This is a genomic window from Xanthomonas protegens (assembly GCF_038442435.1).
Lineage (GTDB): Bacteria > Pseudomonadota > Gammaproteobacteria > Xanthomonadales > Xanthomonadaceae > Xanthomonas_A > Xanthomonas_A sontii.
In genome coordinates, this window is record NZ_JAQJCQ010000005.1 from 119,320 (window position 1) to 132,626 (window position 13,307).

Annotated in this window: 7 protein-coding genes; 5 read left to right on the forward strand and 2 right to left on the reverse strand. The window is 71.7% G+C overall.

What is annotated here, in order from left to right:
- Positions 1-45 precede the first annotated feature (45 nt).
- From bcsB to PIQ37_RS07915, 4 genes are all read left to right on the forward strand, one after another.
- The gene (gene bcsB, locus PIQ37_RS07900) at positions 46-2,334 is read left to right on the forward strand and encodes a cellulose biosynthesis cyclic di-GMP-binding regulatory protein BcsB (RefSeq protein ID WP_342073038.1); all 2,289 of its coding nucleotides are present in this window, start codon (positions 46-48) and stop codon (positions 2,332-2,334) included.
- Positions 2,331-3,497, forward strand: coding sequence for a cellulose synthase complex periplasmic endoglucanase BcsZ (gene bcsZ / locus PIQ37_RS07905; RefSeq protein WP_342073039.1), 1,167 nt, complete (start codon positions 2,331-2,333; stop codon positions 3,495-3,497). The genes bcsB and bcsZ overlap by 4 nt, the downstream gene beginning before the upstream one ends.
- Positions 3,485-7,963 (forward strand): cellulose synthase subunit BcsC-related outer membrane protein, encoded by a 4,479-nt coding sequence (locus PIQ37_RS07910; RefSeq protein ID WP_342073040.1) that lies wholly within the window; start codon positions 3,485-3,487, stop codon positions 7,961-7,963. The genes bcsZ and PIQ37_RS07910 overlap by 13 nt, the downstream gene beginning before the upstream one ends.
- A 232-nt stretch (positions 7,964-8,195) precedes the next feature.
- Complete coding sequence (locus PIQ37_RS07915) at positions 8,196-8,711, forward strand: peptide deformylase (RefSeq protein ID WP_342073041.1); 516 nt, start codon at positions 8,196-8,198, stop codon at positions 8,709-8,711.
- Between the two features lie 175 nt (positions 8,712-8,886).
- Here PIQ37_RS07915 and ettA read toward each other — a convergent pair whose 3' ends face one another.
- Positions 8,887-10,548 carry an energy-dependent translational throttle protein EttA gene (gene ettA, locus PIQ37_RS07920; RefSeq protein ID WP_342073042.1) on the reverse strand — a complete coding sequence of 554 codons (1,662 nt, stop codon included), beginning with the start codon at positions 10,546-10,548 and terminating at the stop codon, positions 8,887-8,889.
- Positions 10,549-10,686: 138 nt separating this feature from the next.
- Positions 10,687-12,159, reverse strand: a complete 1,473-nt coding sequence (locus PIQ37_RS07925; RefSeq protein WP_342073043.1) for an MFS transporter — start codon at positions 12,157-12,159, stop codon at positions 10,687-10,689.
- A 183-nt stretch (positions 12,160-12,342) separates the two neighbouring features.
- Here PIQ37_RS07925 and PIQ37_RS07930 point away from each other — a divergent pair, with 183 nt between their 5' ends.
- On the forward strand, positions 12,343-13,266 hold the full coding sequence (locus tag PIQ37_RS07930; RefSeq protein ID WP_342073044.1) for a helix-turn-helix transcriptional regulator: 924 nt from the start codon (positions 12,343-12,345) through the stop codon (positions 13,264-13,266).
- Positions 13,267-13,307 lie beyond the last annotated feature (41 nt).

Genomic DNA, 13,307 nt, shown 5'->3' on the forward strand with positions numbered 1-13,307 from the left:
GTGCTGCGTTCCTTCCTTTCTTTCCCTTCTTTCCGGTTGCCGTCGATGCGTCTACCCGCCCTGGCTGCATGCTGTCTCACGGTCCTGTCCGGCCTCGCCCTGGCCCAGGAGCCGACCCTCCCCGCCACCGCGCCAGCGCCGGCCGCCGCCGCGACCGCCACGCCACTGCCGTCTCCGGCCGAACGCGAGCGCTCGGCCACGCTCAAGCAAATGGGCGTGGACTACGAGATGACCCTGCGCGGCATCCAGGGCAGCGCCGGCATCGCCTTCAGCACCCGCACCGACGAAGTGGTGCAGGCGGCGAATCTGCACCTGGTCTACAGCTACTCGCCGGCGCTGCTGCCGGACCTGTCGCACCTGAAGGTCAGCGTCAACGGCGTCACCGTGGCGACCCTGCCGGTCAGCCGCGAGAACGCCGGCAAGCTGCAGCAGAGCGACGTGCCGATCGATCCGCGCCTGATCAGCGACTACAACCGGCTCAACCTGCAGCTGATCGGCCACTACACCCGCGATTGCGAGGATCCGGACCACACCAGCCTGTGGGCCAACATCGATCCGTCCACGCGGCTGTCGCTGACCGCCACCCCGCTGGTGCTGCGCAACGACCTGGCGCTGCTGCCGGTGCCGTTCTACGACAAGCGCGATACGCGCCGCCTGGAACTGCCGTTCGTGTTCCCGCAGCGCCCGGGCCTGGCCACGCTGCGCAGCGCCGGCATCGTCGCCTCCTGGTTCGGCGCGCAGGCCGGCTACCGCGGCGCGTCGTTCGGCGTGGCCATCGGCGACGTGCCGGCCACCGGCAATGCGGTGCTGTTCGCCACCGCCGCGACCCTGCCGGCGGAACTGGCCGCGACCCAGGCCGGCCTGACCGAGATCGCCGGCCCGACCCTGGCGATGATCACCAACCCGCGCGATGCCACCGGCAAGCTGCTGCTGGTGCTGGGCCGCGACGACAACGACCTGCAGCAGGCCGCCACCGCGCTGAGCCTGGGCACGCCGTTCAACGGCCCGGTGGCGCGCATCGGCGAACTCAAGCCGGCGCAGCCGCGCAAGCCCTACGACGCGCCCAACTGGATCTCCGGCGACGCGCCGGTGCGCTTCGGCGATCTGGTCGCGCAGACCGCGCAGCTGAACGTCAGCGGCTACCACCCCGACCTGATCCGGGTGGGCCTGCAACTGCCGCCGGATCTGTTCGTGTGGCAGCGCGACGGCATCCCGGTCAACCTGCGTTATCGCTACACGGTGCCGGAGACGCAGAACAAGTCGGCGCTCAACGTCAGCATCAACGATGCCTTCGTCACCACGCTGCCGCTCAACGGCCACGCCTATGCCGAGTCGTTGCCGCTGCGCTGGTGGCACGAACTCTCGCCCAAGGGGGCGATGCCGGTGGAGCAGAAACTGCTGCTGCCGACCGGGCCGTTCTCGGCCAACAGCCAACTGCGCTTCCACTTCTTCTTCGACCGCCCGCAGGCGGAAGCGTGCAAGAACACCTTCCCGGACGTGTCCGGCGCGATCGACGCCGATTCCAGCGTGGACCTGCGCTCGTTCCATCACTACATGGCGATGCCGAACCTGGCCGCGTTCGGCAATGCCGGCTTCCCGTTCACGCGCCTGGCCGACCTGTCCGAGTCCACCGTGGTGGTGCCGGACGAGATCGGCGACCAGGACATGGCCAACCTGCTGACCCTGCTCGGCCGGCTCGGTGCGTCCACCGGCTACCCGGCGCTGCGGGTGACCCTGATCCACGCCGCCGAGGTCGACAAGCACGCCGACAGCGACCTGCTGGTGTTCGGCAGCCTGCGCTCGCAACCGCTGTTCCAGCGCTGGAGCGCGGCGTTGCCGATCGGCGACGGCGCCAGCGGGCGGCGCTTTGCGATGAGCGACTGGGTGCTGGACAAGCTGCCCGGCTTCCTGTCGTTCGATGCGCGCCGCACCGACCTGCCGACCACCGCCGAGGTGGCGGTGAAGCCGGCGCCCGGCGACGTGGTGCTGATGGGCTTCCAGTCGCCGCTGAAGGCCGGGCGCAGCGTGGTCGCGCTGCTGGCCGAGGACCCGGCCAGCGTCGAGGACTTCTTCGACGCCTGGCTGGAGCCGGCCACGCTGAAGGACTTCCAGGGCAGCGTGGTGCTGCTGCAGAAGGGCAAGGTGCGCAGCCTGGCCGGCAACCAGACCTACTACGTCGGCCACCTGCCGCTGCCGACCTGGGCGCGCTGGTATTTCTCGCAGCATCCGCTGCTGCTGGGCCTGGCGGTGGTGCTGCTGAGCGTGTTGCTGGCGCTGGCCGCGCGCGTGGTGCTGCGCCGGCATTCGGCGGCGCGGCTGCAGGCAGGGCAGTGAACGGACACACCGGCCAACGCCGGCGCCTGCTCGGCGGCCTGCTCACCGCCGGCGCGGCGACGCTGCTGCCGCCGGCGCGCGCCGCGCTGGCGGCGGCGCCGGCCTGCGCGCCGTGGCGCGAGTGGACCGCGTTCGTCGGCAAGCACCTCGATGCCAGCGGACGGGTGATCGATTTCCAGCACGCCGACCAGCGCAGCACCTCCGAAGGCCAGTCCTACGCGCTGTTCTTCGCGCTGGTGGCCAACGACCAAGTGCTGTTCGAGCGCGTGCTCGGCTGGACCCGGCACAACCTGTGCGGCGGCCGCCCGCAGCAGGTGCTGCCGGCCTGGCTGTGGGGCCGCGCCAGCGACGGCAGCTGGCGCGTGCTCGACGGCAACAGCGCCAGCGACGCCGACCTGTGGATCGCCTACGTGCTGCTGGAGGCCGGTCGCCTGTGGCAACGGCCCGGCTACACCCAGGCCGGTCTGCAGATGCTGGCGCTGGTGCGGCGCACCGAGCTGGCCGAGCTGCCCGGGTTCGGCAGCATGCTGCTGCCGGCGGCCAAGGGCTTCGTCCAGCCGCAACGCTGGACGCTCAATCCCAGCTACCTGCCGCTGCAGTTGCTGCGGCGCTTCGCCGCGGTCGATCCGAAGGGGCCGTGGACCGGCCTGGCCACGCGCAGCGCACGGATGCTGCGCGACAGCGCACCGGTCGGCTTCGCGCCGGACTGGACCGCCTGGGACGGCCGCGCGTTCGGCGTCGATCCGGACAAGGGCGCGATCGGCAGCTACGACGCCATCCGCGTGTACCTGTGGGCCGGCATGCTCGATGCCGCCGATCCGCTGCGCAAGGCGCTGCTCGACGACCTGTCCGGTCCGCTGCAGCAACTGCGCGCGCAGGGCCGCCTCGACGAGAAGATCGACACCCGCCAGGGCGTCGGCAGCGGCCAGGCGCCGCCCGGCTTCGCCGCGGCCCTGCTGCCGTACCTGAGCGCGCTGCGCGAACCGGCGCTGCTCAAGGCGCAGGCGCAACGCATTCCCGCGCCCGGCGACGCCGCCGCGGCACGGCTTCCCTACTACGACCGGGTGCTGATCCTGTTCGGACGCGCCTGGCTCGACAACCGCTACCGCTTTTCCGCAGACGGCGCGCTGCAGCCCGCCTGGAGAACCCAATGCTCCGCATGAACCTCAAACCCCTGTACCTGGCCGGCATGATCGACCTGTGCCTGCTCGCCGGCAGTGCGCACGCGCAGAACGCCGACGCCACCCAGCAACTGGTCAGCCAGGGCAACTACTGGCACGACCAGGGCCGCGACGACCTCGCCGCCGATGCCTGGCGCAAGCTGCTGCGGGTCGACCCGAACCAGCCCGATGCTCTGCTCGGCCTGGCCCAGATCGATCTGGCGCAGGGCCGCCAGACCGACGCGCGCAAGCGCCTGGCGCAATTGCAGAAGGCGCATCCGCAGGCGCCGCAGACCCAGCGCCTGGCCATGTCGATCGGCGGCACCGGCGACAACGTCGACCTGCGCAACGCGCGCCGCGCCGCCGCCGCCGGCCGTTACGTGGACGCGGTGCGCGCCTACCAGGCGCTGTTCGACGGCAAGGGCCCGCCGGACTCGCTGGCGCTGGAGTACTACCAGGCGCTGGCCGGCACCCCGCAGGGCTGGGACGGCGCACGCGACGGCCTGCGCCGCCTGGCCGCCGCGCAGCCGGACAACACCGCCGCGGCGCTGGCGCTGGCGCAGGTGCAGACCTACCGCGAACCGTCGCGGCGCGAGGGCATCGCCCAGCTCGCCGCGCTGAGCAAGCGCGCCGATGTCGCCGGTCCCGCACGTGCCGGCTGGCGCCAGGCGCTGCTGTGGCTCAATGCCGGCCCCGCCGATGCGCCGCTGTACCAGGCGTTCCTGGCCGCCAATCCGAACGATGCCGAGGTCGCCAAGAAGGCCGCGCAACTGCAGGAGCGCCGCGCGCAAGGCGGCGATCCGGCCGGCGAACAGCTGGGCGACGGCTTCAAGGCGCTCAACGCCGGCAACCTGGCGCTGGCCGAACAGCGCTTCGCGCAGGTGCTGCGCGCGCGTCCGCGCGATGCCGAGGCGCTGGGTGGCCTGGGCTCGGTGCGGCTGCGCCAGCAGCGCTTCGGCGAAGCGCAGGAACTGCTGCGCCCGGCGGCGGCCGCCAACGGCAAGTGGCGCAGCGCGCTGGACAGCGCGCGCTACTGGCTGCAATTGCAGCAGGCGCAGGCCGCGCGCACCCGCGGCGACACCGACGCCGCGCTGCGTCTGGTCCAGCAGGCGGTCAAGCTCAAGCCCGAGGAGGCCGCCGGCTACGCGTTGCTCGGCGACCTGCAGTCGGCCAGCGATGCCGCCGCCGCCGAAAAGAGCTACCGCGAGGCGCTGCGCCTGCATGCCGACGATACCGGCGCGCTGCAGGGCCTGATCGCCCTGTACAGCCGCCAGGGCCGCGCCAACGAGGCCAATGCGCTGTTCGCCAGGCTCAGCCCGGCGCAGCGCCAGCAGGCCGGCGGCGAGTCCGCGCTGAAAGCCAACCTGCAGCGCGCCCGCGCGCAGCAGGCGCTGGAGGCCGGCGACACCGTCACCGCGCAGAGCGAGCTGGAGAAGGCGATGGTCGACAACCCGGGCGACCCGTGGGTGCGGCTGGACCTGGCGCGCCTGTACCAGCAGGCCGGGCGTCCGGACCAGGCGCGCAGCGTCATGGACGGCCTGCTCGCGGTGCACGGCGACATGCCCGAGGCGCTGTACGCCAATGCGCTGCTGGCGCAGGAACGCGGCGACTGGGCCAGCGCCTACGCCAGCCTGGAACGCATCCCGGCCACTGCCCGCACCGCCGAGATGAGCGCACTGCGCAACACCGCCTGGGTCGAACAGCAGGCGGCCACGGCGCGCCTGCTGCAGCAACAGGGCCGCGGCGGCGAAGCGCAGTTGCTGCTGGGCCGCACCGAGGCCGCGCTGGGCGACGCGCTGGAACAGCCGGCACTGCTGGCGGCGATGGCAGGCGCCTATGCCGACATCGGCAGCAACCAGCGCGCGCTGACCCTGGCGCAGCGCCTGGTCGCGCAGAACCCCTCCACCGAGGCGCGCCTGCAATACGCCGGCGTGCTGCTGCGCGCGCACCAGGACGCGGAACTGGCCGCGACCCTGCGCCAGCTGCGCGACAGCGAGATGAGCGCCGAGCAGCAGCGCCGCTACCAGGCGCTGCGCAGCGGCTACGTGTTGCGCCAGGTCGATGCCCTGCGCGAACTCGGCAACCTCGAAGCCGCCTACGACGCGCTGGCGCCACTGCTGGCGCAGCAGAACCAGGATCCGCAGGCGGTGGCCGCGCTGGCACGGCTGTACGCCGCCGCCGGCGACCAGCGCCAGGCGCTGGTGCTGTACCAGCAGCAGCTGCAGCAGTCGCCCAACGACCTGGACACCTTGATCGCCGCGGCCAACACCGCCGCCGCGCTGCGCGACCTGCACAGCGCCGAGGACTACCTGCAGCGCGCGCTGGCGCAGGCGCCGGATTCGCCGCAGGTGCTCGGCGCCGCCGGCCGCGTGTACCGCAGCGCCGGCAAGAACCGCAAGGCCGAGAGCTACTTCCGCGCCGCACTGGCGGCGCAGGCGCGCGAGGCGGGCCAGTACGACAACGGCCTGCCGGCCGCCAACGGCCCGGCGTCCTACGCCGCTGCCGGGCGCCCGCTCAATCCGTTCGCCGGCATGAACGGGCGCATGCCGCGCAGCGCCGCGGTGGTGTCCGACCGCCTCGGCGGCGGCGTGTCGGCCCCGGCCTACGCGGCGTCCGCGTTGCCGGCGTCCGCGCCGGCCGTGGCCGCCGGCGACGACCTGCCGCCGCCGGCCAGCGCCAGCGCCGTCGGCGTGGCCCTGGCCGCGTTGCCGGTGCTGGGCCAGCGCAGCACCGCCCGCAGCGTGCCGCGCGACCTGCCCGACGACGGGCTGCTGGCCGCCGCGCCGCGCGCGTCCCTGCGCCAGCCGGCCGCGCCGGCCAGCGCCGGCGGCGGTTCAACCGTGCTCGACGAGCTGCGGGAGGTGCAGGCCGAGAACAGCGACAGCCTCGCCACCGGCGCCAGCTACCGCGCCCGCGACGGCGAAGCCGGCCTGGGCCGGCTGCGCGATCTGGAAGTGCCGCTGCACGGCGAGTTCGCGGTGGGCGAGGGCAAGCTGCAGGTCGACGTCACTCCGACCCTGCTCGACGCCGGCACGCTCGGCACCGGCTACGCCACCGCCAGCCGTTTCGGCGCCGGCCCCGCCGCGGCGATGGGCGACGCCCTGGCCGCCGACCGCACGCCGATCGACAGCCTGGTCGGCAGCGACCTGTACCAACTGCTGCTCACCGAAGGCAACAGCAACGCCACCCGCAACGCGCTGCGCACCTACGCGGTCAACACCGGGCTGTACAACAAGCTGTTCAACGACACCGACCCGGCGCTGACCAACGCGCAGCGCGAGGCGGCAGCGCTGCAGGCGCTGTACGCCGAGCCGCTGTCGGCGTTCCTGCTCGGCAACACCGCCGCCGACACCGCGATCGGCACGCTGGCCAGCGCCATCCTCGGTGACGCCTCGCGCAGCGCCGATCTCAGCGCCGCCGACATCGCCCGCTTCCGCAACCTCGCCGCCAACCCCACCGCGGCGGCGCTGACCCCGGCCGGCTTCAGCCAGGCGCTGTACACCATGGCCGCCAACGGCAACGGGGCGCGGCGCATGGACCAGGACGCGCGCGGCGTCGGCATGGCGGTGACCTACAAGAACGGCGGCTTCAGCGCCGACCTGGGCAGCACCCCGGTCGGCTTCCCCGAGCGCCGCATCGTCGGTGGCGTCGGTTACCGCGGCCAGGCCGGCGACAACCTCACCTATTCCGGCCAGGTGTTCCGCCGCGCGGTCAGCGACAGCCTGCTGTCCTTCGGCGGTGTCGACGACGGTCGCGCCGGACTCGGCTGGGGCGGCGTGACCAGCAACGGCCTGCGCCTGTCGGCCACCCTGGACAACGGCCTGCTCGGCGGCTACGCCAGCGTCAGTGCCGACCGCCTGGTCGGCCGCAACGTCGCCAGCAACGACCACCGCCAGGTCGACCTGGGCGTGTACGTGCACGCGCTGGACACCGAGAACCAGTCGCTGACCGCCGGCCTCAACCTGACCGCGATGCAGTACGACAAGAACCTGGGCGGCTACACCTATGGCCAGGGCGGCTATTTCAGCCCGCAGGACTACGTGGACCTGGGCTTCCCGGTGCACTGGAGCGGCCGCACCGCCGGGCGCACGGTCAACTGGAGCGTGGACGCCAGCGTCGGCGTGCAGCATTTCCGCAGCGACGACAGCCCGTACTTCCCGACCAGCGCGCAGATGCAGCAGGCCGCCTACGACGCCGCCTCGCTGGCCGCGCTGCTTGGGCTGACCGACCGCTACGTCGCGCCGGTCTATGCCGGGCAGAGCAAGACCGGCATGTCCTACAACATCGCCGGCGCGGCCGAATGGCAGATCGCCCCGCAACTGTTCCTGGGCGGCCGCCTGCTGTTCAACAACGCCCGCGACTACACCCAGTTCAGCACCAACCTCTACGTGCGTTTCGTGCTCGACCGGCTCGGCGCCGGCCTCGGCCGCCGCCCGCAGGTGCTGGCCTCGCCGTACGTGCCGGAGTAGGGCGCGGCAGGCGCGCTGCTCCCGTCGTAGGAGCGGCTTCAGCCGCGACAGGCGTTCCCATGAAACCTGTCGCGGCTGAAGCCGCTCCTACGGCGTTGTGTCGGCGCTTTGCCGGAATGCGGATATCGCACCGCTGCAGACCGTCGCTGGGGCACGGGACATCGCAGCCTGCGCTGCACGCATCGCCGTCACGGCGGATAATCGCGGGCATCCCCCGTACAGGAGCCCGCACATGATCCGCGACATCATCCGCATGGGCGACCCGCGTCTGCTGCGCCAGGCGCCGCCGGTCACCGATTTCGACAGCGCGCAACTGCATGCGCTGGTGGCCGACATGTTCGAGACCATGGACGCCGCGCGCGGCGTGGGCCTGGCCGCGCCGCAGATCGCGGTGGACCTGCAACTGATGGTGTTCGGCTTCGAGCGCAGCGCGCGCTACCCGGACGCGCCACCGGTGCCGCGCACCGCGCTTGCCAACGTGGAGATCGAACCGCTGTCCGACGAACTGGAGGACGGCTGGGAAGGTTGCCTGTCCATTCCCGGGCTGCGTGCGGTGATTCCGCGCTACCGGCACATCCGCTACCGCGGCGTGCTGCCGGACGGCACCCCGCTGCAGCGGGACGCAGAAGGTTTCCACGCCCGCGTGGTGCAGCACGAGCACGACCACCTGATCGGTCGCCTGTATCCCTCGCGCATCCGCGACTTCGACAGGTTCGGCTTCGAGGACGTGCTGTCGTACGAGCTGTAGCGCCGGGATCGAAGTGCGTTTCGTAGGAGCGGCTTTAGCCGCGACCGGGCGTTACCGGTAATGCCCGGTCGCGGCTAAAGCCGCTCCTACGACCGCGCTGATAGCAGCCAACGCCCAAAACGCACACGGCCCGCGCGAGGCGGGCCGTGGCGGGTGCTGCAGAAAGCGCTGCGGCTTACTTCAGCGCCTTGAAACGCAGGCGCTTGGGGCCGGCGTCGTCGCCGAGGCGGCGCTTCTTGTCTTCCTCGTACTCGCGGTAGTTGCCCTGGAAGAACTCCACGTGCGAGTCGCCCTCGAAGGCGAGGATGTGGGTGGCGATGCGGTCCAGGAACCAGCGGTCGTGCGAGATCACGAAGGTGTTGCCCGGGAACTCCAGCAGCGCGTCTTCCAGCGCGCGCAGGGTTTCGATGTCCAGGTCGTTGGACGGTTCGTCGAGCAGCAGCACATTGCCGCCCTGCAGCAGGGTCTTGGCCATGTGCAGGCGGCCGCGCTCGCCACCGGACAGCGAACCGACCATCTTCTGCTGGTCCTGGCCCTTGAAGTTGAAGCGGCCGATATAGGCGCGCGACTGGATCTCCACACCGTTGATGTTGAGGATGTCCAGGCCGCCGGCGATTTCCTGGAAGACGTTGTGGTTGCCTTCCAGCTTGTCGCGGCTCTGGTCCACGTACGACAGCTGCACGGTCGGGCCGACCACGATCTCGCCCGAATCCGGCTTCTCCTGCCCGGTGATCATCTTGAACAGGGTCGACTTGCCGGCGCCGTTGGGGCCGATGATGCCGACGATGGCGCCTGGCGGGATGATCATCGACAGGTTGTCGATCAGCAGGCGGTCGCCGAACTTCTTGGAGACGTTCTTGAACTCCATCACCGAGTTGCCCAGGCGCTCGCCCGGCGGGATGAAGATTTCGTTGGTCTCGTTGCGCTTCTGGTAGTCCACCGACTGCAGCTCGTCCAGGCGCGCCAGACGCGCCTTGCCCTTGGAGCGGCCGCCCTTGGCGTTCTGCCGGGCCCACTCCAGTTCCTTCTGGATCGCCTTCTGCCGCGCCTTCTCCTGGTTCTCTTCCTGCTTCAGGCGCTCGTCCTTCTGCATCAGCCACTCGGTGTAGTTGCCCTTCCACGGGATGCCGCGGCCGCGGTCCAGTTCCAGGATCCACTCGGCGGCGTTGTCGAGGAAGTAGCGATCGTGGGTGACCGCGACCACGGTGCCGGTGTAGCGCGCCAGGAACTGCTCCAGCCACTCCACCGATTCGGCGTCGAGGTGGTTGGTCGGTTCGTCGAGCAGCAGCATGTCCGGCTTCTGCAGCAGCAGCCGGCACAGCGCCACGCGGCGCTTCTCGCCGCCGGACAGGTTGGCGATCTTGGCGTCCCACGGCGGCAGTCGCAGCGCGTCGGCGGCCACGTCGAGCTGGTTCTCCAGGGTGTGCGCATCGCCGGCGGCGAGGATCGCTTCCAGGCGCTCCTGTTCCTTGGCCAGTGCGTCGAAATCGGCGCCTTCCTCGGCATAGGCGGCGTACACCGCTTCCAGCGCGGCCTGCGCCTGCAGCACTTCGCCCACGCCTTCCTCGACCGACTCGCGCACGGTCTTGTTCGGGTCCAGTTCCGGCTCCTGCGCCAGATAGCCGACCTTGGTGCCGGGCTGCGGACGCGCCTCGCCCTCGAAATCGGTGTCCACGCCGGCCATGATCTTCAGCACGGTGGACTTGCCGGCGCCGTTGAGGCCGAGCAGGCCGATCTTGGCGCCGGGGAAGAACGACAGCGAGATGTCCTTGATGATCTGGCGCTTGGGCGGCACGGTCTTGCTGACCCGGTTCATGGTGTAGATGTATTGCGACATGGCGGCTCCAAAGGCGCAGGGCGCCCGCCGGCCGGCGGCCGGAGGGCGTCGAAAAGGATGGCGGATTATAGCCGGACGGCCGCCGGCATTCGTTGCCGCACGGTGGCGGCGGCAGACGCGCGGGCGGTGCCGCACGGCCTACTCGGCGATCGGCGGCAGCGCTGCGCTCGTTGCCGTCGCCGTTGCCCCCGCGCGACGCTGCCGGCGCAGATACAGCAGCGCGCAGATGACCAGCAGCAGCATCGCCAGCCACTCGCTGGTCAGCGCCGCCTGCATCGCGGCCAGGCTGCCGCTGCCGCGGGCGTGGGCGTAGATCGCACCCAGCGCCGCTGGCCCCAGGCCCATGGCCGCCTGCAGGATGGTGGAGAGCATGGCGCTACCGGCGCCGGCATGGGCAGTGGGGACCTGCGACAGGCCGATGCGGTAGAAGCTGGCCACGATCCAGGCCTGGCCGGCGCCGATCAGCGCCGTCGCCGGGGCCAGAGTGCGCGCGTCCGGATGCGGCCACACGGCGTGCAGCGTCCAGGCCAGCCCCAACAGGCCCAGCATCTGCACCAGGCAGCCCAGCAGCAGCGTCGGCACCGGGCCGCAGCGCGCCGCCACGCGGGCGCTGACCAGTGCGGAAGCGAAGTAGGCCAGGCCCATCACGAGGAAGGCATTGCCGGAGTGCAGCGGCGACAGGCCGGCGCCGGTCTGCAGGGTCAGCGCCAGCACGAACATGAAGCCGCTCCAGCAGGTGAAGAACACCCCGCCCACCAGCAGCGCGAAGCGCACGCTGGGCAGCCGCAGCAAGGCCGGCGGCAGCAACGGCGTCCGCCCGCGGCGTTCCTGCCACAGTTCGACCCGGGTCAGCGCCGCCAGCAGCGGCAGGCAGGCCGCCAGCACCGCCAGGCACGCCGGCGGCCAGTGCAGGGCAGGGCCAAGCGCCAACGGCAGCAGCAGGCAGGCCAGGAACAGCCCCAGCAGCCCGGCGCCGGCCAGATCGGGCGGCATCCGCCGCGCCGCGCGGGTCTCCGGTACGGCGCGCAGGCAGGCCAGCGCCAGCAGGCAGAACGGCAGGTTGATCAGGAACACGCTGCGCCAGCCGGAGCCGGCGATGTTCGCGCTGACCAGCGCGCCGCCCAGCACCTGCCCGATGACGAAGGCGATGCCGCCCAGCGAGCCGTACAGCGCCAGTGCCCGCGCGTGCGCCTTGCTGTGCAGGCTGACGTGGATGGTGGCCAGGATCTGCGGCACCGCCAGCGCCGCGCCCAGGCCCTGCAGGATGCGGCCGGCCAGCAGGGCCGGGACCGAGCCGGCCACCCCGCACAGCAACGAGGCCAGGCCGAACAGCAGCACGCCGGCACCGAATACGCGGCGCCGCCCGAGGTTGTCGCCGAGCCGCCCGCCCGCCGCCAGGCCCACCGCGAAGGCGACGCCGTAGACGGCCACGATCAGCTCCAGCTGGGTCGCCGACGCATGCAGCGTGTGGGCGATCGAGCCGAGCGCGACATTGAGGATGGAGAAATCGATCAGCGGCAGCATCTGCCCGATCAGCAGGATGCCGAGGCCGCGGTGGCTCAGGGTGGGGACGGTGTTGGGCATGGCGGAGGCGGGGGAGGGCGTGGTCATGGCGCGCAGTATGGTGAGTCGATAAACTGGTACAAGGACTCATTTATCCTGGTACTGTCGCTGCCTCCCTGGTGTCCCGGACGGTCGCGTGGGGCGCCGTCTCCGGCGGCGTCACAGACACGCCTGCACCGCCTGTCGACACGGTGTCGTTGGGTACTGGCGAACTGCGAAGCGGAGAAGACGATGCAACTGGACCTCGCGCATTCCACCTCCAAGCCGGAGCGGGCGGCCACGCCTGTTGCGTCGGGCCCGGCCCTGGCCAGCGAGCGCGCCCGGGCGCTGGGCGCCTTCCTGCGCGCGCGCCGCGAAAGCCTGGACCCCGCCCGCCTGGCACTGCCGCGCGGCGGCAGGCGCCGCACCCCCGGCCTGCGTCGCGAGGAAGTGGCCTTGCTCGCCGATGTCGGCGTGACCTGGTACACCTGGCTGGAACAGGGGCGCCCGGTCCGCGCCTCGGCGCGCGTGCTGACCGCCATCGCCCATGCCCTGCAGTGTTCGGAGGTCGAAACCGCGCACGTACTGGCGCTGGCCGGCGTGGGCGGCACGACCGCCCTGGCGCCGCCGCCGTGCCAACGCCTGACCGGCACCGGGCGCATGCTGCTGGACCAGCTCGGCCCGTGGCCGGCGATGCTGCAGACCCCGCGCTTCGACATCCTCGGCGCCAACCCGGCCTTCGAGCGGCTGATGGGCGTGACCCTGGCCGACCTGGCGGATGCCGATCGCAACTGCGTCTATCAGGCCTTCACCAACCCGCGCTGGCGCGACGCGCTGCTCGATCGGCAGGAGGTGCTGCAGCACATGGTGGCGTTGCTGCGCGCGGCGATGGCCGAACACCTGGGCGAGCCGGAATGGGAGGCGCTGCTGGCGCGCTACCGCGCGGCCTCGCCCGAGTTCGATGCGCTGTGGCGGCAGCGGCGCGAGGTGCGCGGCGTGGAGAACCAGCTCAAGCGCTTCCGCCATCCGCAGGAAGGCGAGCTGCGCCTGCAGCAGGTCAACTGGTGGTCGGCGCCGCGCAACGGCAACCGCCTGGTGGTCTATTTGCCAGCCGATGACACGGCGCAGGCGGCGCTGTTGCGCCTGCACGCGCAGGCCGGAAATGCCGCTGGATGAACGCTTTCCTAGCCCGATCCGTGAAGCTGAATACGTAACCG

Coding starts and splice junctions, on each gene's coding strand:
- bcsB (WP_342073038.1), top strand. CDS start 46: ATGCGTCTACCCGCCCTGGCTGCATGCTGTCTCACGGTCCTGTCCGGC.
- PIQ37_RS07910 (WP_342073040.1), top strand. CDS start 3,485: ATGCTCCGCATGAACCTCAAACCCCTGTACCTGGCCGGCATGATCGAC.
- PIQ37_RS07915 (WP_342073041.1), top strand. CDS start 8,196: ATGATCCGCGACATCATCCGCATGGGCGACCCGCGTCTGCTGCGCCAG.
- ettA (WP_342073042.1), bottom strand. CDS start 10,548: ATGTCGCAATACATCTACACCATGAACCGGGTCAGCAAGACCGTGCCG.
- PIQ37_RS07925 (WP_342073043.1), bottom strand. CDS start 12,159: ATGACCACGCCCTCCCCCGCCTCCGCCATGCCCAACACCGTCCCCACC.
- PIQ37_RS07930 (WP_342073044.1), top strand. CDS start 12,343: ATGCAACTGGACCTCGCGCATTCCACCTCCAAGCCGGAGCGGGCGGCC.